Genomic DNA, 20,664 nt, shown 5'->3' with positions numbered 1-20,664 from the left:
CAATGAAACTGGAATCAGCACTGAAACACTTTCACCCGAAGTCACCTGCGTTTAGTGACTCGTCATCCAGTACTGCCCCGGACAGAATGAAAGGCATGGACACCGCTGCGGCTTTAGGGATGGCTGAATCACGGGCTAAGTTTGGCATAACCGCTTTTTTCGCCAAGAACGGCGTCAGTGAAGAAGGTCGGTTCAGCACAGTCGAATCATTAACGCAATACGCAAGACAGACAGTACCGAAGCTCATAGCGAAAGCGGCTGGAAATAAACTGGGGCAATGTATGGTGATCTTATCGAAGATGGCCTTTGAAGAGTATTCCCGGTCAGCTGCGTCTACTTGTCAATGTCAGGAATGCAAAGGGAAAGGACTAATTTACAGCGTGAAGGATGTGGAGAAACATTCTGGCATTATCCGTGCAGATGGGGTGATGGTTCTTGAGCCGTGGATTGAAAGAGAGCAAGTTGGTGAACTCTGCCAGAAATGCGACGGTAAAGGCATTTTGTCAAATCGCTGTCGCTGCAAGGGGCGAGGTTTGGTGCTTGATGAGGAGCAAACTGCATTGCAAGGCGCGCCAGTGCATAAAATCTGCCCGCGTTGCTCAGGGAGAGGTTATAGCAGAGTACCTTCGTCAGTCGCTTATACTGCAATCAAAGTCTACCTGCCGGAACTGAACGAAAGAACATGGCGGCGTAACTGGAAACCGTTTTACCAAAAGTTGGTGGAGAAGTGTTACTCAGAACAACAGCGCGCCGAAGTTGCATTTAATGAGGTGACGAAATAAACAGTTGCATTTTGTCCGGCCTTGGTCTAACATCTTCAAATAGTGGGAACTTGTAACTATACTCACTACGAATATTTAAACCTCGCCCAGTGCGGGGTTTTTTGTTTATTGGGGAAACGAATGTCTACATTAGTCACAGAATCCTTAATTATTCGCCCTGCCTCTGAGCAGCCTACATTTGATATGGACGGCAAAGAGGTACTGGTTTTAAATCCCTGCGATGGCTGGCATATCGGTTATGTTCGTTTTTGGAATGAAAAAGAATATAACGGCATCTATCGATGGATAGGCGAAGAGTTTGAACCCCGATATTTTTACGTTGCTTGGGCACTTTTACCCGATGGACTGAAAGTTAGTAATGCTTTTGAGAGTCAAGGTGCTACACCAGAAGAGCATGATCGCTATTGGACTGGAAGAGCAAAGCCAAGCGGGAAATAAGTTATCAGCACCAAACTTCAAATATACACCTCACTGAATCACGCACTCGACTAACAGATAAACTTTATAATATTCCACCCTATTTTAAGGCGTATTGATTCTGTTACAGGCTATTCAATTGAGATAACAACCTGACCTCAGTAATATTATCTGGCTAGTTAGCAGTAGGATGAAATGACCTTTAACGAATAATAAAGTGAGGTGTTTATGTCTGATGTTAATAAGTTGGATAATAAACAATGCCCGTTTGATCCTGAGCAGTATAAGAAAAAAATTGAAATTGATGATATAGCACCAGTAGGTTCTTTCCCGTGGGCGATGATAAAAGTGTATTCGGGGAAGCAAGTGCATCGTAAGGATTGGTCTGCTCCTGATGAATATATATACCTTGTTCCGGGTAATGGTAGCGACGTAGCCCCCGAAGTTAAGGTACGTGATAAGCATGGAGTAGTAACATCTTGGCAACCTACGCAAGACGATATGATGTCTTGTGACTGGGTGTTGCTGGTGATAAAACCAAAACCAGTTGAATGCATGTTGTCTTTTGATCTTGAAGTAGAAACTGGCCAGTTTGATAGTGGCGAGCAAAACTACGGATACCTTGCTGACGAGGAATGGGGAGCTGATGGTGAGAAGCCTTTTGGTGATTTAACTAATTTCCAAAATAAAACAGATATTAAGACATTCTCATTATTCGTATGGTGGGATACTGACTCAGAGCTTGACATAAGAGTTTCCTCTGATAAGACTCAAGATGGTCATCAGAAGATGAAAGAATTATTCGGGAAAAACCTCACCGTAACTTCCAATGGAGTATCTTATTCTCTTGGCCAAGCTACAGAAGGAAGTAAAATTGGTGAAAAAGATTACGAATTCGTTGGGCAGTATAAAAACAACGATGCAAAACAACTAGGCGATCTACTAAAACAAAACGTAGGTAAAACACTGTTTTTTTGCTTCAACTGGAAATAAATCTACACACTGATTTCAAGGCTGCTTAATGCGGCCTTTTTGTTTTCTGCAACGGTAAGGTGTCTTTTGATAACACTTGTTATCCTTGCTCAGCATGGAGAAGGCATCTTAACCCTTGTGGAGAATGCTAGGGCTGACTGGCTGCTTAGATACTGTGTGCTTAACTGCTACCTGAAAGACTGACCTATATTCACTTATTGTGTGCGGGATGGTATGACTTGGTGCCTCATGTCGGAGATCAGTGCCGACCTCCACAATCAGTCGTCAATTTAGAGTTACTCTTGTTTTTCTGGGGAGTTTTCTTTTTTAAGTTCAGAATTCCTAGAAATAGTAATTCTATTGCAATCTAAGCACACTGTATTTTTAGCAGTCTCGCCATCATATAGATATGCATTGGGACTACCGCAGTCAGGGCAAATAATTTCTTCCATAAAAGAACTCCGTCATTTTTAATATATTGAGATTGCTACAGTATCAACTATTTGAATATGTAACCAATAGCTTATTTTATTATTGGTTAAAATAAACAAGAAAAATTAACTTTTCCCAAATTTGCCACCGCAATCACTCCCATAACCTCAGTATCTCCTATTGCGGCTGGCATCCTATTCACTACAACTCACAGGGGCGACCACAGACTCACCCCACGGACGCCCATTGTTCTGATGGGGTGGAAATATGAAGATGAAAGAAGATCCTAATATCTGGGTACACCTCGGAGACTGGCTCGTGTCGGTCAGAGAGCAAGGTATCTTGGCAACCCTCGCGGGGACCATGGCCTTTCTTCGTGGTCGTTATCACGGCGGCGGTTGGTTAAAGGTCTCCATCGATGCCTTTATGTGTGCCATGTTCGCTTGGTTCATTCGTGACGTATTAAATCTGTTTGGTCTGAATCCTGATTTGGCCTACATCGGTAGTGTGGTGATTGGCTATCTGGGGACAGACTTCATTGGTCAGTTGCTGCGTAAAGCGGCAGAGAAGAAAGCGGGAGGCACTTCTGATGGAAATCAGCACTAAAGGTTTGGAGTGCATTAAACAATATGAAGGCCTGAAACTGGAAGCCTACCCCGATCCGGCAACAGGTGGTATTCCGTGGACGATTGGCTACGGTCACACAAAAGACGTCAAGCCGGGGCAAATCATCACCGAACAGCAGGCCGACGCATTCCTGCATGATGACCTTCAGCCTATCTACATCACCCTTGAATCAGCCGTTAAGGTATCACTGAAGCAAGGTCAGTTTGATGCTTTGTGTTCGTTTATATTCAATTGTGGTGCGGGTAACTTTGTTCGTTCTACTTTGCTGAAGAAACTCAATGCGGGTGATTACCAAGGTGCAGCCGAAGAATTCCAGAGATGGAATAAGGCAGCGGGTAAAGTGATGAACGGTCTGACTAAGCGTAGGGCATCTGAGCGCCAGATGTTTTTGTTATGAAGCTCAATTTTACCTACGGTGTGGTTATTGCTCTGATTGTTGCTTCGGGTGCGGCTTACCTCTATCGCTCTGGATATAAGAAACAGCTCGGTATCAATAACGACCAGCTCACTGAAATCCAGCAACTGACCGACCGAATCAACTACCAGAATACGCACATTGACATGCTGCATGAGTTAGACACCAAACACACTCAGGAACTCGCCAATGCCAAGACTGAAATCGATACTCTTCGGGCTGATGTTGCCGCTGGTCGTCGCAAGCTGCGCATCAAGGCCACCTGTCCTATGTCTGAAGCCTCTTCCTCCGGCAGCGTGGTCGATGCAACCACCGTCGAACTCCCTAGAGAAACTGGACAAGCTGTTCTCGATATCCGAGAAGGCATCATCAACGACCGGGCAAAACTGAGATATTTGCAGGATTACATTAAGACTGAATGTCAACGAACCTCTGAGTAATCAGGGGTTTTTTATTATGAGAAACAGGAGAAGAAATCATGTTTACCGTTAAACAGATTATAGAAAACGCTACATCACTGTATGAAACCAAAGAGATTACCATTGCTCGTATTGGTTCACCTCAATGGAAGCAGGCGTTTGAGTTAACAAAAGAACTCGGTATTGAAACGCCCGATGTTATTGAATTTATCCCGCCGTCCTATTCAGATGAAGAAATGACACAAGTTGTGGAAGAAGAGCATTCACTCAGTGTAACCCGTGAAGGGGTAAACGCTGATGATTGTATCGCCATTGTCTGCTCAAATATCCCCAGCCCCACATTCCCGGAAATTCCAGAGTTGGGCGGAGGTGGGTATCAGTTCCTCTACAAAGGTGATCAGCTTTATGTCACCAATGAAAGTGGGTCTACAGTAGAAGTGGTTAAGTAGGGCTATTTATCACCCCAGAACAAATAATTCTGGGGTGTTGGAGTATGTTAGGACGCAGTGTGAGTGAGAGGACGGCAGGAGTACCGTCCTATTTTATTAGAACACACAATTTACAGTACCGTCAGGTTCTCGCCAACACAGACCCGCATCAATCATGCATTCTGTCCATTCCGGACTATTGGCGTCGTATTTTTGACACTGAGGAGGGGGCGCTATGGCATAAGTCTGCATTGAAGCGAAAAGAGTTGTACCAGCCACTAGGCAAAGAAGAAGATACTTTTTCATAGTTATTCTCCGCATCGTTTACAACGTTATCATCACGGAACCTGATAAACCCATTACACCGTAACAACAAGCGAATAATTCTTAACAATGAGTTAACACTTGAAACTCAACCCAATATTTCTTTACCCATTCCCTGAGTGGTTAAAGGAATACAGATAACTCATGCTGCCACTTCGTTCTCACCGCGTACCCTACGCATACGGACTGGTGGCATTTTTATTTTCACCGCGCACCGAAAGCGCATCTCAATTGCACCGAACCTAACCCTATCGAAATGAGCTTTCGAGGTCACCAGTTATGGCTGGCGAGCCTTCGGTGGGCTGGTTTCCTATTTCGGCGAAGGTTCATTTCATAGAGCAGGTAGAACGCGATGTCGAATGTCTTGGTCTTTAAAGAAAAAGAAGTCATCCCTTTTGATAATGGCGACGGGAAGATTTGGTTTACTGCCTTATCGCTCGCATCTTTATTGGAATATGCGGATGATAAGTCGGTCAACAAGATATACAGTCGAAATAAAGACGAATTTACAGAAGAGATGTCTCGGGTGGTCAAAATGACCCCCTCGGAAAAATCAAAGGGTTACGATAACTGGGAGACCGAAACTCGCATTTTCTCTCTTCGCGGTGCTCACCTTGTGGGGATGCTGTCGAAAACCAAAGTCGCTAAGGAATTGCGGAAATGGTTGCTAGATTTGGCTGATAAAGAAAGTAATACGTACACCCCATCCATTTGCTACACAATTCAACAGATGCAGGACATTGTCACAAAAGCGAGAAAGGCATCCGATGAAGACTCCTCTGATGCAGGTCGTAGATTAAGAAAACGACAAGATGATCTGGTTACTCTCGATAAAGCCGAAAAGTTAATTGATGACCTCGGTCAAATGGCTCTCGGGTTGGTTGGCGGCGGTAAAAAAGAAATCGAGCATAGGTTGTGATAGTTAGCACACTTTCACGCTGGACAAAAGTCATAAACTCATTGCCTTTCAATGTGTTACTTGTGCGCAAGGGGCTGGGCAAAACGACTTAATCCCTTGTTTTAACTCTTCTGTTTTGTGCGCACCTCTTCAGGTGCATCGATACTGATATCCCTTTGCGCCGGGTTATCGCCGTCTGTCGGTATTAGCTATGACATGTCTCCTTTTCATCGAGCGTACTGACCGAATCAAAAATAACCCATGCCCCTGAGAATAACAGGTCATTATCAGCAACATCCGCTGTAGGCAGGCCAAGTGATGTGACAGCCGGAGAGACGGCCTGTATTGCCATCCTGATTCACGAGTCACGATTGCCATACAGAAAAGCAAAGTCCGATTATCGTGCGTTACCTGTGTTTTAGGACACTGACAGCAACCTAAGTATTAAGTAGACTAAAACTTCAATGAGATTAATAAACAAAGGGAGTTGGTCGTTATGGGAATGGCCCTGATTATTTATGTTGTTATGACGATTACAGCGACGGTTGCAGTAATAGGCTCATTAATTGGAGTAATAGCTACATTCAGAGATGGTAAGAAAAATGACACGTCACTTCACTGGCTGATTGTCATTTTGCTCGGAGGGGCATTTATTGTCTCATCCTATTACTTCTGTATCCTTTGGTCTCAAGTACCCGATTTTCTTGATATGTACAGAAGAGGCTATGTTTAACATCTGATAACTAACCACCTTCGGGTGGTTTTTTGCTTTATGGAGGGCAGCGCATGTCATCCCGCATCTATGGCAGTAAATGGAATAAAGCCCGGCTGACTTTCCTGCAACAACACCCCCTGTGTGTGATGTGCCGGCAACAGGGCAGATTCACGGCCGCCACCGTCGTAGACCACATTGTCCCGCATAAACTCAAAGATGCCATGAACACCCGTCACAGCGCGGCCATCAAAGCGGCACAGCGTTTATTCTGGGATAAAAAGAACTGGCAGTCACTGTGCGCCTCACATCATAACTCGACCAAACAGCGTATCGAGAAGCGCGGTCAGGACATCGGCTGTGATGCACAGGGTTATCCGCTGGATGCTCACTCACACTGGCACCAATAACCGCCTGAAATTGATTCAAGAGGAAAGTGAAATGAAAGGCATGATGACGGGTGAAATCATCATGGGGAGGGCGGGTAAAAAGTGCCGGGCAGACACGTAAAGACCGCCGCCGTCCCGCAAAAATAACGCTAACGCAGTTTTTTAACAAAAAAAGATCCTCAACCGCTTGACATTGAAAGGAGGCTGACAATGACAAAGCGTACACGTTCTGACAGCCTCAAAGGCAAAATGCAGGCGATTGTCAACGCCTTTCAGGACACCATTGAACCCCCGGCACACGCCGGTTTAATACCGGAGGCTATCGACTTCTATAACGACAATATCCGCACCAAGGCTCTCCATTTATGGACCCCGTCCGATCTGATCGAGGCGGTCAGTCTGGCCAATAACCAGTACGCCCTGATGGCTGTCAGTCACTACCTGCGTCAGCTGGAATCGGATTATTCGGACGGGCGCGACGAGAAGGCCATCAAAGAAAACCGCAAGTATAAGCTGGAATTAACCCGCGTGATTATCGCCCAGCGTTCCGGTCTGCAAATCCACTCACGCGCCACGAACGGTGAAAGCCGTGATCAGCGCAACAAGAATCAGAATGATGCCGAAGCGCGCGCCCTGTTAGGGGAGGTTGAAGGTGATGAGTTACTGGCTTCACCGTGGCATTAAGGAGAGGGCATGGTCAGTCAGTTATCACGGGGTGAAAAGGTGATCGCGTTTATTGAGCGCTTTTGCTTTGTCCCCGAGGGCGCGCTGTTCGGGAAACCGCTCAGACTGGAGGCGTTTCAGCAAAAGTTTATCCGGGAGATTTACGATAACCCCAGCGGGACGCGCACGGCCTATTTATCGATTGCCCGCAAGAACGGCAAGACCGGTCTCATTGCCGGCATATTACTGGCCCATCTGGTGGGGCCGGAAGCGGTGCAGAACTCCCAAATCGTCAGCGGGGCCATGAGCCGTGAACAGGCGGCGATTGTGTTCAATCTGGCGGTCAAGATGATTAACCTGAACCCCCGGTTACAGTCCCTGATCCACATTGTGCCCAGCGGCAAGCGGCTGATTGGCAAGCCCTGTAATGTTGAATACAAAGCCCTGTCTGCCGATGGTAAAACAACACACGGGCTTTCTCCGGTACTGGCGATACTCGATGAAGTCGGGCAGGTCAGAGGCCCGCAGAACGATTTCATTGATGCTATTACGACCTCACAGGGCGCGCATAAACGTCCGTTACTGGTGGCGATTAGTACGCAAGCACCTACGGATGCGGATTTACTCAGTCTCTGGCTGGATGACGCGGCGAATTCTAACGATCCAAAAATCGTGTCACATGTCCACTCTGCACCCATGGACTTGGCCATTACCGACCCTGACGCATGGAAAGCGGCCAACCCGGCGTTGGGTATCTTTCTGTCACTGGAAGAAGTTGAGGGGCAGGCCAAGCGGGCGGCGCGAATGCCTTCGGAAGAGAACCGGTTCCGGAATCTGGTGTTAAATCAACGGGTATCACTGGTGTCACCGTTCATTTCACGCAATGCATGGATGGAGTGTGCCGGCGAACTGGAACCCATCGTGGGCAAATGTTACGCCGGGCTGGACTTATCGGCAGCAAAAGACCTGACAGCGCTGGTGATTATCGGTCAGTCCGCGTCGGGCAAATGGAATGTTCACCCGTTTTTCTGGACACCGGATAAGACCCTGCTCGACAGGGCGAAAACGGATCGCGTGCCTTACGACGTGTGGAAGAAGCAGGGTTTTCTGCGTACCACCCCGGGTGCTACGGTGGATTATGAGTACATCGTGAAAGAACTGGTTGAAATTACCGATAAATACGATATCGAGGTGCTTAATTTTGACCGATGGCGCATTGATATTTTTAAGAAAGAAGCCAGGCGGGTTGGGCTGTCCCTGAAAATGGCACAGTTCGGGCAGGGCTATAAGGACATGTCGCCGGCCATGGATAAAACGGAGCAGTTATTACTGGAAGGCCAGATAAATCACGCCAACCACCCTGTTCTGACCATGTGTGCCGCAAACGCGGTGGTTGAGCAGGACGCCGCCGGTAACCGGAAGCTGGCAAAAGACAAATCCACCGGTCGCATGGATGGCATGATCGCTTTAGTGATGGCCGCCGGGGCACTGAATCACGCGAAAAGCACCGCCGGTCTCGATGCCTTCCTCAGAAACCCAATCATGGCAGGGGTATAAATGACGAAAAAAATAGGAAAAATCAAAAGTGCCCTCCTGAACTGGATGGGGGTGCCGATAGGGCTGTTGGACGGTACGTTCTGGCAGGAATGGATCGGGACCAGCAGCAGCGGCAAAACCGTCAGCGCGGATAATGCCCTGCAATTGTCCACGGTCTGGGCGTGTGTCCGGTTACTGAGTGAAACGGTGTCAACCCTCCCGCTCAAGATATACCACTCAAAGGATGATGGTTCGCGCGAACTGGCGAAAAACCACCCCGTTTATCCGGTGCTGTGTCACCGGCCGAATCTGGAGATGACACAATCCCGGTTTATGTTAACCGTGGTCGCCAGTCTCTGCCTGCGCGGCAATGCGTTCATTGAAAAGAAGTTCATTGGTCACAAACTGGTGGCCCTGCTCCCGTTGCTCCCGCAAAACATGACGGTCAAGAGACTGCCGAACGGGGAGATTGAATACACCTACGCCGATACCACCGGCAAAAATCCGGGGGAGCGCCGGGTTATTCCGGCCAAGCACATGATGCACATCCGGGGATTCGGAGTCGACGGGCTGAGCGGGCTTATCCCGGTTAAAACCGGGCGGGATGTGATTGGGGCGGCGCTGTCCACGGATGAGGCGGCGGCCAAAGTCTTTGAGCATGGGCTGCAAAGCTCGGGCTTCATCTCGGCGAGAACGGATCTTACCGAAGAACAAACTCAGCTTATTCAAAAACATATCACCACTTTCACCGGGTCAAAAAACGCCGGAAAAATGATGGTGCTGCCGGCGGATCTGACCTATCAGAACATCACCATGAACCCGGAAGCGGCCCAGCTGTTACAGAGCCGTGCCTACAGCGTGGAAGAAATTTGCCGCTGGTTCCGGGTGCCGCCCGTGATGGTCGGTCACGCCACAAAGCAATCCAGCTGGGCCTCCTCACTGGAGGGCATGAATATGCAGTTCCTGACGCACACCCTCAGGCCATTACTGGTCAATATTGAACAGGAAATCTCGCGTTGTCTGCTGGATTCCGACAGTGATTATTACGCGGAATTCAATGTGGAAGGACTGCTGCGGGCCGATAGCCGGGGCCGGGCCTCTTATTATGCCACCGCATTACAAAACGCCTGGATGAGCCGCAATGAGGTCAGGCGTAAAGAGAATTTACCCCCGATTGAAGGCGGTGACGTTTTCACCGTGCAACTGAACCTGACCCCGATAGATCTGCTCGGGGAAGACCCCGAACCAAAACCGCGACCGGAGGACAACCATCATGATGATTAAACACAAAATGCCCGCTGCCCCCGAGGGCAGGCCGTTGAAGGCGGCTTCCCACGAGGTGAGACCTTTAGCCCTCGACAAATGGAACAGCGGCATTAAGGCTGCGAACACGGATAACACCCTGTCTATGCTTGACGTGATTGGCGAGAGTTTCTGGGATGAAGGGATCACCGCGAAACAGGTCGCCGGGGCGCTGCGGGCGATAGGTAACCAAGACGTCATCGTCAATATCAACAGTCCGGGCGGGGATGTGTTTGAGGGGATCGCCATTTATAACCTGCTGCGCAACCATGGTGGGAAAGTCACGGTGAATGTGCTGGGACTCGCGGCCTCCGCCGCCTCCATTATTGCGATGGCGGGCGATGAAATCAAGATGGGGCACGGCGCATTTCTCATGATCCATAACGCATGGACGTGTTGTTGTGGCAATAAAAATGACCTGCTCGCGGTAGCGGCCGCACTGAAACCGTTTGATGACGCACTGGTCGATATCTATGCCACCCGGACCGGTATCGACAAAGACACCCTTGCCCGCATGATGGACGATGAAACGTTTATCAACCATACCGACGCACTCGCACAAGGGTTTGCGGATGGGATGTTAACTGCGGATGTGGTTGATGACGGCAACGACAGTCCGCAGGCCGCTATGCGAAAACTGGATGCGTTACTGGCAAAATCCCATGTCCCGCGCGCGGAACGCAGAAAACTGTTCAATGCGTTAAATGGGCGTATGCCGGGCGCGACGCCCCACAATAACGGTACGCCGGGCGCTGCCGATGACCTCAACGACGCAGCTTTAGCCAAACTGGCAACTGCTGTTAACAACTTTACTCCCAACTCACGATAATGCGGGATCTCACCATGTCTAATACGATTGAAATGTTACAAAACCTGTCCGCCAAAATTGAAGCGGCCAACAGTCAGTTCAATGCGAAAGCCGAAGAAGCCCTGAACGAAGCGAAGAAAGTCGGTGGTCTGTCCACGGAAACCAAAGCGTCCGTTGACAAGATGGCAGCGGAACTGAATACCCTGCGGGAAGCGGAAAAATCCCTCAAAGCTGAGCTGGGTGAACTGCAACAGCATGTGGCGCAAATGCCCCTGCAAAATGCGGTACACGTTGCACAGACATTAGGCCAGCAAGTGATTTCTGCGGAGCTGATGAAGGAAGTTAACGGCAATATCTCTGCCAACCGCCGTCTTAGCGTGCCGGTGCAGGCCGCCCTGACGACCCCGCAACTGCCGGATCGCGTTATCGAGCCGCACCGGTTGCCTGACATTGACGTCAAACCCAAGCACCGTCTGTTTATTCGCGATTTGATTGCCGGCGGAACCACCACGTCGAACGCCATTTTCTGGGTACAACAAACCGGATTTACTAATAAAGCGGCGGCGGTCCCGGAAGGCACGGCAAAGCCTTACAGTGATATCACCTTCGCCACGCAAATTACCCCGGTGGCAACACTGGCGCACATGTTCAAGGCGTCCAAGCAGGTACTGGACGATTTCGGCCAGTTAAAGTCGCTGATTGACAGCGAAATGCGCTACGGCCTGAAATTTGTGGAAGAGCAGCAGATCCTGTTCGGTGACGGGGCGAACGGCAATATCAAAGGGATTGTGCCGCAGGCCAGTCAGTACAAGGCGGAAATCAAGGTGGAGAAAGCGACCGCCATTGATGATATCCGGCTGGCGATGTTGCAGGCGCAATTAGCGTTGCTGCCTCCGTCGGCGATTGTGACCCACTTTGTTGACTGGGCGACGGTGGAGCTGATTAAGGACAGTCTCGGGCGTTATTTGTTGTCCAATCCGCAAGGCTATACCACGCCGACGTTATGGGGTCTGCCGGTGATTGCGACCGATGTCGCGGCCTTCCGGGGTAAATTTCTGGTCGGTGCGTTTGATTCTGCCGCTCAGATTTTTGACCGGGAACAAATGAACGTCGTTATCTCCAGTGAGAACGAAGACGACTTCGGCAAGAACATGATCTCCATTCGTTGTGAAGAGCGTCTGGCACTCGCCGTCAAACGCCCGGAAGCCTTTATTTACGGTGATTTTACCGCTTCGGTAGCCCCCAAAGGTTAATCACATTACTCACGGCGGTCACTGGCCGCCTTTTTGATGACAGGTGACGGATGATACCCCTTTCCATGATTAAAGATCATTGCCGGCTGGATTCATCACAGGATGATGCCTTGCTCGAGCAATACGAAAACGCCGCCATTCACTATGCCCTGAACTATACCGACAGAAAAACGCTGCATATTCCGCAGGGGGTATCCCCGGAACCCGCAACAGAAAAGACCGCACCGCCGGAGGCCATTGATGATAATGCGCTGGTCTTAAACGAAGCGGTGATTCAGGCCCTGTTGCTGCTGATCGGGCATTGGTATGAGAACCGGACTGCCGTGGTGGTGGGACAGTCGGCGGCAACCCTCCCGTTTGCCGTTAAGGCACTGCTGCAACCCTATAAACGCTACCGCCTGTGAGGTGACTATGGATATTGGCCGGCTTCGCCACCGGATCGAGATTCAGGCTATCCGGGCTAACCAGACCCCCGCCGGTAGCGTCATCAAAGAGCGCTATACCGTGGCGACCGTCTGGGCAGAGGCCAAGTTTATCAGCGGGCGTGAACTGGTGGCTTCTAAAGCGGTCCTGTCTGAAAGCCTTGTCCGGTTCTGGATACGTTATCGGGCGGACATCCAGCCCGCGATGGAAATTGTCTTCAGGCAAAAAACGTACACCATTCAGGCCGTGATGCCGGATAACCGGTTGACCCTGCTTGAGTTGCTCTGTCAGGAGGGCGTGAAACAGTGACCACCCTTGATTTTTCTGCGCTCAACGACCTTTCACGGGATTTAGCGCTGCTCAGCAAGGCCGAAAGTGACACCGTACTGCGTCGGAGCACACAGGCGAGCGCGAAAGTCCTGCGCGATGAAACCCGCCGACGCGCCCCGGTCAGAACCGGTAAACTCAGACGGAATATCCGAACCGCGAACCGGAGAAAGGGGCGGGACGGCACGATTTCAGCCGGGGTCTATGTGCAGGGTTCGAATCAGTCCGGTACTAACAGCGATACCCGTATGAAAAAGAATGACTCACGGAATGCCTATTACTGGCGATTTCTGGAAAAAGGCACCTCTAAAATGGCCCCCAGACCGTTTATTGACCCGGCGTTTGAGGCTAAAGCGGAGGAAGCGGCTGATGCGGCCTTCGCGGTTGCCCTGAAAGCCATTGACGAGGTGTTAATGAAATGAACGACGGTGACCTGTTTAAATTATTGTCTCCGGTTTTGCCCGGGCGGGTCTTTCCTTACTTGATCCCTTCAACGCAAAGAGAAACTGGTTCCCCGTGGTGCGTATTTTCTACTTACCATATCTATACCGATGTCCTGAGTGGCCCAGCCCTGAAAATAACGCGCCTTCAGGTGGATGCTTACGCCACCACGTTTGAGCAGGCCGACCAGATTTGTCAGGGCGCACTCAACGCCGTGAAACACCGGCAACCGGTTGACGTGGAGCGTGAGAACGGCTTTGAAGAAGACACTGAACTCTATCGCGCCACCCTGACCTGCAAAATCTACACATAACTTTTATTCCTCAATCCTGCCGGAGATCACCCATGGCAAAATACGAAAAAACGTTAGGCACCTCGCTGTCTGTCTCGGCAGAGGCCGCGAACGATGACAGCAATCCCGCGATTAAGTGGATCGCTATTGACACCTCGGTAAAAGAAATCAGCTACACCGGCGGTCAGAAATCCGATATCGAAGTCACCACCCTCGGCTCCCGTGAGCAGGAAATGATTAACGGGCTGGCTGCCCCGGCTGAAATTACGATTGCCGGGCACTGGACCGCCGACGAGGAAGGACAGGATATTCTGCGACTGGCCTATGATACCGATCAGGCTTATGCCTTCCGGGTTAAATTCCCCAGCGGCAATGGTTATACGTTTCTGGCAGAAGTGCGTCAGGAATCATGGAGTGCGGCGGCCAACGGCATTGTCAGTGCCTCATTCACGCTACGTATGCAAGGTCGCCCCACTCCCTTAGTCAAGAAAACCCGCTCACTTCAGAAGGATAAAACATAATGGATCTTCGCCAGCTTGCGTTAACCCCCCGTCTGGGCTTTCGCACCAAAACCGTGACCGTGCAGGAGTGGCATCACGCCACGGTTATCCTGCGTGAACCCTCTGCCGCCGCATGGGTCGCATGGAATGAAATCATGCAGCCGGAAACCGACGAGGAGGAGGTGCCCCTGTCGGTCGCAGAGAAGGTATTGCGTAATACCCGTGCTGATGTCGCGCTCTTTATTGATGTGTTGTGTGATGAACAGGGTGTACCGGTTTTCACCCCGGACGATACCGAGGCGGTGATGAAAATCTATGCCCCGGCGCATGCCCGTTTGTTGCATCAGGCACTCAGTCTGGTGACGGACACTGATGATGCGGAAAAAAAGTCCGATCCCCGTTAACCTGCTTTATGCTGACGCTCGCCCTGCGACTGGGCAAAACCCTGTCTGCGTTGCAGCGTGAGCTGAGTGCCAGCGAGCTGATGCTGTGGCTGGCGTATGATCGTCTCAGCCCCCTCAGTGACCAGCGCGGGGATATTCAGGCCGCCCAGATTGCGGCCGCTGTGTATCAGTCGCAGGGCGTCAAAGTCAGTCTGGATGAGGCGTTGCTGCAATGGGGAAATCAAGACGACGCGCAGCAGGATGACCTCGAACACTTCTTTGCTCATCTCGCATAGGAAATACTGTGGCAAAACTCCGCGAACTTATCATTAAAATATCGGCAAATTCCAGCTCATACCAGAGTGAAATTGCCAAGGCCGCCCGTCTGGGAGAAAACTATCACCGGGTGATGGAAGGCGGTAACCGCCGTGCCGCTGCCGCCGCCAGAAACAGCAGTGCCGCCCTGCGTGATCTGAATCATCAGCTGGTTTCCGTCAAAGCGTCCGCGATGGGCCTGACCGGAGCATTTGCGGGCATTTTTGCCACCAGTAAATTAGTGGAAACGGCGGACAAATGGACCAACCTGAATTCAAGGTTAAAGCTGGCGACACAATCCAGTCTGGATCTGGCGGAAAGCCAGCGAATGCTGATGGCAATGAGCCAGAAAACCGGCACCGCCTTTGAAGCTAACGCGACCGTCTTCGCCCGTGCCGCCACGCCCATGCGGGCGTTAGGTTATGCCACGAAAGAGATTGTCGGTATGACCGAAACCCTGTCTGCCGGGTTAAGGGTGTCGGGGGCCTCTGCGTCAGAAGCCAGTTCCGTGCTTATTCAGTTCTCACAGGCCATGTCCTCCGGTGTCCTGCGGGGGGAAGAATTTAATGCCATGGCAGAGAACGGGGGGCGCATTCTTCAGGCTTTAGCGGATGGTCTCGGTGTCTCCAGAACGAAAATGAAAGCCATGGCGGATGGCGGTCTGCTGACCATGGATAAAGTCATTCCGGCCTTATTGAGTCAGTTAGGTAAATTAAGAGCCGAAAGTGAATCCATGGGGGCCACGGTTGAGAAATCGTTAACCCGTGTGCAGAACTCCTTCATGGAATGGGTGGGAGACGTTAACAAGGCCACCGGAACAACACGTGTGCTTGCCGGCACGCTGGATGATCTGTCCAAAAATATCAACAATGTCGCCGCCGCCGGGATGGTCGTAGCGGGCCTGTTCGGGGCGAAAGCCATCGGTAACCGGCTAACGGCGATTCAGGCTTCAACCTCGGCGTTAATCCAGAATTCCCGGGCCGAAATCAATAACGCTGATCAGGCTTACCGTAATGCGCAGGTTCAGGTGGCGAATGCCAGAGCAACGGAGCTTCAGGCCCAGCGCAATGTCTTAGCGGCGCGCTCAAGGTTACTGCAAACCACCAACGATCAGCAATTTACCGCCGCCCAGCTGAGATTAAACCGGGCGATAGAGGCAGAGGCAAAAGCGCATGCGGTGGTCACTCAGAGTATCGCCGCCAGAGCCGCCGCGCAGTCAAGGCTGAATGCCGTCACCTCGCTGGGTCAACGGATGGGGGGCGCGCTGCTGGGTGCCGTGGGTGGCATTCCCGGTGCATTGATACTGGCTGCCGGTGCCGCTTATCTGCTGTATCAGAATCAGAAACAAGCCAAGGAAGAGGCACGGGAGCACGCCAAAGAAGCCGCTAACATCAAAAAAGAGCTAAGTAAGATGTCAGCGTCTCAGTTGGGTGATACGAAGGGAAAGCTGCAAGAAGATCTTAAGGTCGCCAAAGCTGACATGGAAGAGTACGGCAGGCTGGTTAAGCGTAATCAATATAGTGTTGATGAGTTTGCCAGAAGACAGGCTAAAGGCATGGATGTGGGTGATAGTCTAAAAAAATACAGCGTAGCACTCTCTGAGAATAACGCTAAATACGAAGAAGCAAGGACGCGAGTCGATGAGTTAAGAGCGGTATTATCAATTCTTTACGACAAACAAGCCGAAAATGCCGAGAAAGAAAGGAAAGTTGTTGCTGCAATCAATGAGATCAGGAAGGGTGAAAATGTCACTATAGCTCTAAAAAATCAAGGGCTTGCACTGACAGTTGACTTAATGGAGAGGCTCAAGCGGGCGGCTATTGATGTGTCCGGTCTTCATATTCCCGTCCCCGAGGTGAAATTTGAACCCAATGATAAATTAAAAGCACTTTTAGCCGACCAAGAGAGGGAAATTGATCTCTCCAGAAGAAAGGGACTGGACAAGGCTCAGCGTGAGGCACACTACAAGGCTGTTGATGCGGGACTCAACCCGAATGACCCACAGCAGAAGCCCTACGTGGATCGGATGGTTAACAATGCCACCCAGATATATCAGAACACCGAGGCGATGCGGAAACAGGACGAAGCTGCCCGGGAAGCCCGGAATGCCGCAGAAAGAGCCACTCAGAAAGCCGCCAGAGCGGCGGAAGATTACGCCCAAAAAGTGGCGGAACTGAACACCCAGTTAGCCACAGAAGCGGTTCGTTATCAGGACGGTAATACCGCCGCTGAGCGGTTTGCGGCGGCTCAGGGCAATGTGACGAAGTTCACGCAGGCGCAAAACACCCAGCTCAATCTGTTAAACCAGAAACTGGAAGAAGCCAAGCAGCGCTATCAGGATTTGCAGGCCGCCATTGAAGCCGATCCGTTCCGCCATGCTGCCAAAAGAACTCAGGAAGCCACTGAACAACTCCAGCGGCAGCAGGCCAATGGTCAGATTGAATCCCCCGCTGAGTACACTTACCGAAAAAGTGAAATCTGGAAAGACGATGTGAGAGGCAAGGCGGAGGCCAGCCAACAATATGCGGTTTCTGCGAAAAATGACCTGCTGGGTGATGTTGATCCGATTCAGGATATTGAGAACCAGCTGGAACGTAAGAAAGCCCTTTATCAGACCTATGCTGATGCTGAAGTTATCTCTCAGCAACGCAAAGGTGAACTGATTCTTGCAGCCGAACGCGATACGGACAGTAAACGGATTGAAGCCGCCAAACAGGTCTTTGCGAGTCAGGGTGAGTTACAGTCACTTGCAATAACGATGTTTGAGACCACGCAGGAGCGGATGGGGAACATGGTTACCGGCCTGCTGACCGGGAGTAAATCCCTGCGGGAAGGGATGTCGGAGCTGTTCGCGTCACTGGCGCAGGATGTGGTGAAAAGTCTGGTCAAAATGGCGGCACAGGCCTTGATCACTAATACCATTATGAAAGGCATAAACTCTATAAATAATAAGGGGCTACACGTACTGGTGTTTATTGCAACTTAATGAAAATAAAAGAATAAATATCTATTTATGGTTTTCACTCGTTTTGGTGTTTTCTGGTTGTTACACCACTCCGTGTATTGCAATGTGTATTGCAAAATAAAACAAGGTTCATTCAATGGCGGTCAATAAACTCAGTGATAAAAAACTCAAATCCTTGTACGGTAAACCTGTTGAAAAACAACAGACGATAGCGGACGGGAACGGGTTATCAATCAGATTAAGTAAACAAGGGACAATCAGCTTTGTTTTCTTCTACCGCCTGTATGGGCGTAAAAGTGCGCCGATATGGTTAACATTGGGTAAATATCCCGATTTAAGCCTTAAAGCTGCGAGAGAGCAAAGAGATAAATGCAGGGTATGGTTAGCTGAGGGAAAAGATCCAAGAGTTCAGATAAAAATAGCCAAAGAAGACACTTTAAAACCTGTCACAGTGAAAGACGCAATGGAATATTGGATTAATAATTACGCTATTAGTAAACGTAAAAAAGTAATCAGTATTAGATGTTATCTTTCTAAGCATATTTATTCAGAGATTGGGGATATTCCATTAAATGAATGTACATTATCAATGTGGATTAATTGCTTTGATAAAATTAGAAAAACCTCACCAGTACAAGCGGGAGATATTTTAAAAATATCACAACAGGCTTTAAAATTCTGTCGGGTAAGAAAATATGCAATCAGTCATGAAATAGATGATTTAAATGTGAGTGATGTCGGTGAACGATCCAATAAAAGAGACCGAGTGCTAACAAATGATGAATTACGAGATGTATGGCACTACATAAATAAAGAATATGACAATCACATCATGTCACACGAAAATAGAATGATTCTTCGGTTTTTGATTGTGTTTGGTTGTAGATTGTCTGAAATATTACTTTCAAAATGGGATGAGTGGGATTTTTCAAACAATGTATGGAGAGTGCCACCAGAACATAGTAAAAATGGTAGAGAAATAATCAGGCCTATCCCAAGTAATTTTAAGAACTGGCTATTGTTATTAAATCAATCAACAAAAAATAGAGAATATGTTATTGGTTTTGATATGAAGCAATGTACAGCTAGTTCAGCTATTGGGGAAATATGGAAACGATTAGGCCATAAAAATAAATGGACAGCACATGATATGCGTAGAGTGCTAGCAACTAATCTTAGTGATAGTGGTTTTGAGCATAATGTAGTTGAACAGTTATTAGGTCATACTTTAGGTGGTGTTGCTGGGATTTATAATCGAAGTCAATATATGGATAGAAAAAGAGAAGCACTTTATTGGTGGAGTGATTATTTAGATTCTCTATTAAAGTGAGGTTAAATCATGATAAAAGTATTAACTCGCGAAGAACTAGAATGTGATGATAAGATTGATCGATTAATAAGAATAGAAGAATGTGAGTGGTTAACTTCAATTGGACGTAAACAGAGAAATTTACTTGAGAAAAAAGGTCAGTTTCCTGCAAAAGTAACGATAGGCCCACAAACTAAAGTTTATCGATTATCTGAAATTCAGGCATGGATAAAAGGCACTTGGAAGCCAGAATAAAATTAAACTTTATTTAGATTAATAATAACCTCGCTCGCGGGGTTTTTTATTTTGGAGAATATAAAAATATGTCAGTGAAATTTACATCACCTACAGCACAAGAACGACAATCAATTTTAAATGAGTATGGTGAGAAATATGATCGCAGAATCAGGGAAAAAGAATGTGAGCACCTTTCCAGTTTATCGCGTTCCCGTCGTTGGGTATTAGAAGAAGAAGGTAAATTTCCGAAACGTGTTCCATTGGGGCGTAATTCAGTCTCATGGTTATTAAGTGATGTTTTGTGGTGGGTACGTAATCCGCCAACAGTAGAAAACGTAAATAACCCTTATAGCCGAAAATCAAATTAATTAAGACAAAGTAAATGACATCTAAAAATATGGTCTTAAATGGTCAGGAACTCGCTCACACTGAAAATAACTGCATAGACTCCTTGAGACTAAGGAGTCCTGTCGTCGTCCTCAATTTGGGAGGCTACCCGATAATTTCGGGTTGGTTACTTAACTCATTGATATCTAATCAAGCTGCAAATATGCAGTCTGGTCATAATATGCACGTATCTTTTAGCGACGCGCAAACTTTGCAGTCATCATTTAGAGGAGTGCAAAAAGAAAAGGATAGCACGGCGAATGCTACCCTTTGGGATGATGGCTCTTTCCATCATAAGATAAATCAATTAGTTATCTGCACCCTTTTAAAAGGGGCAGTCAACCAAGTGAAAGATATTCACTCGGTTAGTTATTACTCAGATGATGCTTTGGCTTTGCGCTGGCGGCGTTTGGCCTCTGTTTTGATAGCTGCAACAATGTACTTACCTGTGCTCTCACCCGCTTCTTTTGTTGTTTCCATTAGCTCAACTATTTCGTGTGGAACACGTGATACAAGTTTTTGGGATTTATTATTTACGTCTGCTGTTGGCATATATGACTCCATGATAAAGTGGTGGTGCACAGTATACATTAAAAAATGTAAAATAATAGTGTTGACTAACACCACTTCTCATGTCTATAGTGGTGCACACTTAGGATTCATAATAGCAGAAAAAAGAACGCCCCCGAATGGTATTACCAGTACCAG

At 48.7% G+C, this 20,664-nt stretch carries 30 protein-coding genes; 27 read left to right on the top strand and 3 right to left on the bottom strand.

The features are described 5' to 3' along the window. Positions 1-2: 2 nt before the first annotated feature. From AACS92_RS01225 to AACS92_RS01215, 3 genes are all read left to right on the top strand, one after another. A complete protein-coding gene (locus AACS92_RS01225; RefSeq protein WP_099108293.1) occupies positions 3-782 on the top strand; it encodes an antitermination protein Q in 780 nt (259 codons plus the stop codon). A 120-nt stretch (positions 783-902) separates the two neighbouring features. Continuing rightward, positions 903-1,220 (top strand): hypothetical protein, encoded by a 318-nt coding sequence (locus AACS92_RS01220; protein ID WP_099108292.1) that lies wholly within the window; start codon positions 903-905, stop codon positions 1,218-1,220. A 207-nt stretch (positions 1,221-1,427) separates the two neighbouring features. Further along, positions 1,428-2,192: a DUF2829 domain-containing protein gene (locus AACS92_RS01215; RefSeq protein WP_099108291.1), complete on the top strand. Its 765-nt coding sequence runs from the start codon at positions 1,428-1,430 to the stop codon at positions 2,190-2,192. A gap of 275 nt (positions 2,193-2,467) precedes the next feature. On the opposite strand, the gene AACS92_RS01210 is transcribed toward AACS92_RS01215, so the two are convergent. Beyond that, positions 2,468-2,623, bottom strand: a complete 156-nt coding sequence (locus tag AACS92_RS01210; RefSeq protein WP_169926704.1) for a hypothetical protein — start codon at positions 2,621-2,623, stop codon at positions 2,468-2,470. Between the two features lie 253 nt (positions 2,624-2,876). Between AACS92_RS01210 and AACS92_RS01205 the strand changes: the two genes are divergently transcribed. The 6 genes from AACS92_RS01205 (at position 2,877) to AACS92_RS01180 (ending at position 5,735) form a co-directional block, all read left to right on the top strand. Next, on the top strand, positions 2,877-3,209 hold the full coding sequence (locus tag AACS92_RS01205) for a phage holin, lambda family (RefSeq protein ID WP_193756835.1): 333 nt from the start codon (positions 2,877-2,879) through the stop codon (positions 3,207-3,209). Then, complete coding sequence (locus tag AACS92_RS01200; protein ID WP_099108289.1) at positions 3,193-3,627, top strand: lysozyme; 435 nt, start codon at positions 3,193-3,195, stop codon at positions 3,625-3,627. Before AACS92_RS01205 ends, AACS92_RS01200 begins: the two co-directional genes overlap by 17 nt. Further along, positions 3,624-4,085, top strand: a complete 462-nt coding sequence (locus tag AACS92_RS01195; RefSeq protein ID WP_099108288.1) for a lysis protein — start codon at positions 3,624-3,626, stop codon at positions 4,083-4,085. Before AACS92_RS01200 ends, AACS92_RS01195 begins: the two co-directional genes overlap by 4 nt. Before the next feature lie 38 nt (positions 4,086-4,123). Further along, on the top strand, positions 4,124-4,513 hold the full coding sequence (locus tag AACS92_RS01190; RefSeq protein WP_099108287.1) for a hypothetical protein: 390 nt from the start codon (positions 4,124-4,126) through the stop codon (positions 4,511-4,513). Positions 4,514-4,557: 44 nt separating this feature from the next. Further along, a complete protein-coding gene (locus tag AACS92_RS01185) occupies positions 4,558-4,800 on the top strand; it encodes a hypothetical protein (RefSeq protein WP_193756832.1) in 243 nt (80 codons plus the stop codon). Between the two features lie 368 nt (positions 4,801-5,168). Continuing rightward, the gene (locus AACS92_RS01180) at positions 5,169-5,735 is read left to right on the top strand and encodes a BRO family protein (protein WP_206602231.1); all 567 of its coding nucleotides are present in this window, start codon (positions 5,169-5,171) and stop codon (positions 5,733-5,735) included. A 184-nt stretch (positions 5,736-5,919) separates the two neighbouring features. Here the strand turns inward: AACS92_RS01180 and AACS92_RS01175 are convergent, their stop codons facing one another. Beyond that, on the bottom strand, positions 5,920-6,066 hold the full coding sequence (locus AACS92_RS01175; RefSeq protein ID WP_193756831.1) for a hypothetical protein: 147 nt from the start codon (positions 6,064-6,066) through the stop codon (positions 5,920-5,922). A 144-nt stretch (positions 6,067-6,210) separates the two neighbouring features. On the opposite strand from AACS92_RS01175, the gene AACS92_RS01170 reads away from it, so the two are divergent. The 18 genes from AACS92_RS01170 (at position 6,211) to AACS92_RS01085 (ending at position 19,937) form a co-directional block, all read left to right on the top strand. After that, positions 6,211-6,447: a hypothetical protein gene (locus tag AACS92_RS01170; RefSeq protein WP_099108285.1), complete on the top strand. Its 237-nt coding sequence runs from the start codon at positions 6,211-6,213 to the stop codon at positions 6,445-6,447. Between the two features lie 53 nt (positions 6,448-6,500). Next, the gene (locus AACS92_RS01165) at positions 6,501-6,836 is read left to right on the top strand and encodes an HNH endonuclease (protein ID WP_099108284.1); all 336 of its coding nucleotides are present in this window, start codon (positions 6,501-6,503) and stop codon (positions 6,834-6,836) included. A 189-nt stretch (positions 6,837-7,025) separates the two neighbouring features. After that, positions 7,026-7,499 (top strand): terminase, encoded by a 474-nt coding sequence (locus AACS92_RS01160; protein WP_099108283.1) that lies wholly within the window; start codon positions 7,026-7,028, stop codon positions 7,497-7,499. Between the two features lie 9 nt (positions 7,500-7,508). Then, entirely contained in the window at positions 7,509-9,035 is a 1,527-nt protein-coding gene (locus AACS92_RS01155) for a terminase large subunit (RefSeq protein WP_099108282.1), read from the top strand. Further along, positions 9,036-10,298 carry a phage portal protein gene (locus tag AACS92_RS01150; RefSeq protein ID WP_369800365.1) on the top strand — a complete coding sequence of 421 codons (1,263 nt, stop codon included), beginning with the start codon at positions 9,036-9,038 and terminating at the stop codon, positions 10,296-10,298. It begins immediately after the preceding gene. Next, complete coding sequence (locus tag AACS92_RS01145) at positions 10,291-11,145, top strand: head maturation protease, ClpP-related (protein ID WP_099108315.1); 855 nt, start codon at positions 10,291-10,293, stop codon at positions 11,143-11,145. The genes AACS92_RS01150 and AACS92_RS01145 overlap by 8 nt, the downstream gene beginning before the upstream one ends. A gap of 14 nt (positions 11,146-11,159) precedes the next feature. Next, a complete protein-coding gene (locus AACS92_RS01140) occupies positions 11,160-12,377 on the top strand; it encodes a phage major capsid protein (RefSeq protein WP_099108281.1) in 1,218 nt (405 codons plus the stop codon). 50 nt (positions 12,378-12,427) lie between these two features. After that, positions 12,428-12,781 carry a head-tail connector protein gene (locus AACS92_RS01135; protein ID WP_099108280.1) on the top strand — a complete coding sequence of 118 codons (354 nt, stop codon included), beginning with the start codon at positions 12,428-12,430 and terminating at the stop codon, positions 12,779-12,781. Between the two features lie 7 nt (positions 12,782-12,788). Further along, entirely contained in the window at positions 12,789-13,109 is a 321-nt protein-coding gene (locus AACS92_RS01130) for a phage head closure protein (protein ID WP_099108279.1), read from the top strand. Then, complete coding sequence (locus AACS92_RS01125; RefSeq protein ID WP_099108278.1) at positions 13,106-13,549, top strand: HK97-gp10 family putative phage morphogenesis protein; 444 nt, start codon at positions 13,106-13,108, stop codon at positions 13,547-13,549. The genes AACS92_RS01130 and AACS92_RS01125 overlap by 4 nt, the downstream gene beginning before the upstream one ends. Continuing rightward, positions 13,546-13,881: a DUF3168 domain-containing protein gene (locus AACS92_RS01120; protein ID WP_099108277.1), complete on the top strand. Its 336-nt coding sequence runs from the start codon at positions 13,546-13,548 to the stop codon at positions 13,879-13,881. The genes AACS92_RS01125 and AACS92_RS01120 overlap by 4 nt, the downstream gene beginning before the upstream one ends. Before the next feature lie 32 nt (positions 13,882-13,913). Further along, entirely contained in the window at positions 13,914-14,381 is a 468-nt protein-coding gene (locus AACS92_RS01115; RefSeq protein ID WP_099108276.1) for a phage tail tube protein, read from the top strand. After that, a complete protein-coding gene (locus AACS92_RS01110; protein WP_099108275.1) occupies positions 14,381-14,764 on the top strand; it encodes a phage tail assembly chaperone in 384 nt (127 codons plus the stop codon). The genes AACS92_RS01115 and AACS92_RS01110 overlap by 1 nt, the downstream gene beginning before the upstream one ends. An 8-nt stretch (positions 14,765-14,772) precedes the next feature. Next, positions 14,773-15,039, top strand: a complete 267-nt coding sequence (locus AACS92_RS01105) for a phage tail assembly protein T (protein WP_099108274.1) — start codon at positions 14,773-14,775, stop codon at positions 15,037-15,039. 8 nt (positions 15,040-15,047) lie between these two features. Continuing rightward, positions 15,048-18,044 carry a tape measure protein gene (locus AACS92_RS01100; protein WP_099108273.1) on the top strand — a complete coding sequence of 999 codons (2,997 nt, stop codon included), beginning with the start codon at positions 15,048-15,050 and terminating at the stop codon, positions 18,042-18,044. A 115-nt stretch (positions 18,045-18,159) separates the two neighbouring features. Next, positions 18,160-19,353, top strand: a complete 1,194-nt coding sequence (locus tag AACS92_RS01095; protein ID WP_099108272.1) for a tyrosine-type recombinase/integrase — start codon at positions 18,160-18,162, stop codon at positions 19,351-19,353. Between the two features lie 9 nt (positions 19,354-19,362). Beyond that, positions 19,363-19,587, top strand: coding sequence for a helix-turn-helix transcriptional regulator (locus AACS92_RS01090; protein WP_099108271.1), 225 nt, complete (start codon positions 19,363-19,365; stop codon positions 19,585-19,587). 68 nt (positions 19,588-19,655) lie between these two features. Next, the gene (locus tag AACS92_RS01085; RefSeq protein WP_099108270.1) at positions 19,656-19,937 is read left to right on the top strand and encodes a helix-turn-helix transcriptional regulator; all 282 of its coding nucleotides are present in this window, start codon (positions 19,656-19,658) and stop codon (positions 19,935-19,937) included. A 391-nt stretch (positions 19,938-20,328) separates the two neighbouring features. Here the strand turns inward: AACS92_RS01085 and AACS92_RS01080 are convergent, their stop codons facing one another. Next, a complete protein-coding gene (locus AACS92_RS01080; protein WP_099108269.1) occupies positions 20,329-20,508 on the bottom strand; it encodes a YlcI/YnfO family protein in 180 nt (59 codons plus the stop codon). Positions 20,509-20,664 lie beyond the last annotated feature (156 nt).

This window comes from Xenorhabdus sp. KJ12.1 (genome assembly GCF_963876495.1).
Taxonomy (GTDB): domain Bacteria; phylum Pseudomonadota; class Gammaproteobacteria; order Enterobacterales; family Enterobacteriaceae; genus Xenorhabdus; species Xenorhabdus stockiae.
This window is presented reverse-complemented; position numbering and strand designations above follow the sequence as displayed.

Excerpts from the sequence above, each read along its gene's own strand:
- AACS92_RS01225 (WP_099108293.1), top strand. The coding sequence starts at position 3 with ATGAAACTGGAATCAGCACTGAAACACTTTCACCCGAAGTCACCTGCG.
- AACS92_RS01220 (WP_099108292.1), top strand. The coding sequence starts at position 903 with ATGTCTACATTAGTCACAGAATCCTTAATTATTCGCCCTGCCTCTGAG.
- AACS92_RS01215 (WP_099108291.1), top strand. The coding sequence starts at position 1,428 with ATGTCTGATGTTAATAAGTTGGATAATAAACAATGCCCGTTTGATCCT.
- AACS92_RS01210 (WP_169926704.1), bottom strand. The coding sequence starts at position 2,623 with ATGGAAGAAATTATTTGCCCTGACTGCGGTAGTCCCAATGCATATCTA.
- AACS92_RS01205 (WP_193756835.1), top strand. The coding sequence starts at position 2,877 with ATGAAAGAAGATCCTAATATCTGGGTACACCTCGGAGACTGGCTCGTG.
- AACS92_RS01200 (WP_099108289.1), top strand. The coding sequence starts at position 3,193 with ATGGAAATCAGCACTAAAGGTTTGGAGTGCATTAAACAATATGAAGGC.
- AACS92_RS01195 (WP_099108288.1), top strand. The coding sequence starts at position 3,624 with ATGAAGCTCAATTTTACCTACGGTGTGGTTATTGCTCTGATTGTTGCT.
- AACS92_RS01190 (WP_099108287.1), top strand. The coding sequence starts at position 4,124 with ATGTTTACCGTTAAACAGATTATAGAAAACGCTACATCACTGTATGAA.
- AACS92_RS01185 (WP_193756832.1), top strand. The coding sequence starts at position 4,558 with ATGTTAGGACGCAGTGTGAGTGAGAGGACGGCAGGAGTACCGTCCTAT.
- AACS92_RS01180 (WP_206602231.1), top strand. The coding sequence starts at position 5,169 with ATGTCGAATGTCTTGGTCTTTAAAGAAAAAGAAGTCATCCCTTTTGAT.
- AACS92_RS01175 (WP_193756831.1), bottom strand. The coding sequence starts at position 6,066 with ATGGCAATACAGGCCGTCTCTCCGGCTGTCACATCACTTGGCCTGCCT.
- AACS92_RS01170 (WP_099108285.1), top strand. The coding sequence starts at position 6,211 with ATGGGAATGGCCCTGATTATTTATGTTGTTATGACGATTACAGCGACG.
- AACS92_RS01165 (WP_099108284.1), top strand. The coding sequence starts at position 6,501 with ATGTCATCCCGCATCTATGGCAGTAAATGGAATAAAGCCCGGCTGACT.
- AACS92_RS01160 (WP_099108283.1), top strand. The coding sequence starts at position 7,026 with ATGACAAAGCGTACACGTTCTGACAGCCTCAAAGGCAAAATGCAGGCG.
- AACS92_RS01155 (WP_099108282.1), top strand. The coding sequence starts at position 7,509 with ATGGTCAGTCAGTTATCACGGGGTGAAAAGGTGATCGCGTTTATTGAG.
- AACS92_RS01150 (WP_369800365.1), top strand. The coding sequence starts at position 9,036 with ATGACGAAAAAAATAGGAAAAATCAAAAGTGCCCTCCTGAACTGGATG.
- AACS92_RS01145 (WP_099108315.1), top strand. The coding sequence starts at position 10,291 with ATGATTAAACACAAAATGCCCGCTGCCCCCGAGGGCAGGCCGTTGAAG.
- AACS92_RS01140 (WP_099108281.1), top strand. The coding sequence starts at position 11,160 with ATGTCTAATACGATTGAAATGTTACAAAACCTGTCCGCCAAAATTGAA.
- AACS92_RS01135 (WP_099108280.1), top strand. The coding sequence starts at position 12,428 with ATGATACCCCTTTCCATGATTAAAGATCATTGCCGGCTGGATTCATCA.
- AACS92_RS01130 (WP_099108279.1), top strand. The coding sequence starts at position 12,789 with ATGGATATTGGCCGGCTTCGCCACCGGATCGAGATTCAGGCTATCCGG.
- AACS92_RS01120 (WP_099108277.1), top strand. The coding sequence starts at position 13,546 with ATGAACGACGGTGACCTGTTTAAATTATTGTCTCCGGTTTTGCCCGGG.
- AACS92_RS01115 (WP_099108276.1), top strand. The coding sequence starts at position 13,914 with ATGGCAAAATACGAAAAAACGTTAGGCACCTCGCTGTCTGTCTCGGCA.
- AACS92_RS01110 (WP_099108275.1), top strand. The coding sequence starts at position 14,381 with ATGGATCTTCGCCAGCTTGCGTTAACCCCCCGTCTGGGCTTTCGCACC.
- AACS92_RS01105 (WP_099108274.1), top strand. The coding sequence starts at position 14,773 with ATGCTGACGCTCGCCCTGCGACTGGGCAAAACCCTGTCTGCGTTGCAG.
- AACS92_RS01095 (WP_099108272.1), top strand. The coding sequence starts at position 18,160 with ATGGCGGTCAATAAACTCAGTGATAAAAAACTCAAATCCTTGTACGGT.
- AACS92_RS01090 (WP_099108271.1), top strand. The coding sequence starts at position 19,363 with ATGATAAAAGTATTAACTCGCGAAGAACTAGAATGTGATGATAAGATT.
- AACS92_RS01085 (WP_099108270.1), top strand. The coding sequence starts at position 19,656 with ATGTCAGTGAAATTTACATCACCTACAGCACAAGAACGACAATCAATT.
- AACS92_RS01080 (WP_099108269.1), bottom strand. The coding sequence starts at position 20,508 with ATGCCAACAGCAGACGTAAATAATAAATCCCAAAAACTTGTATCACGT.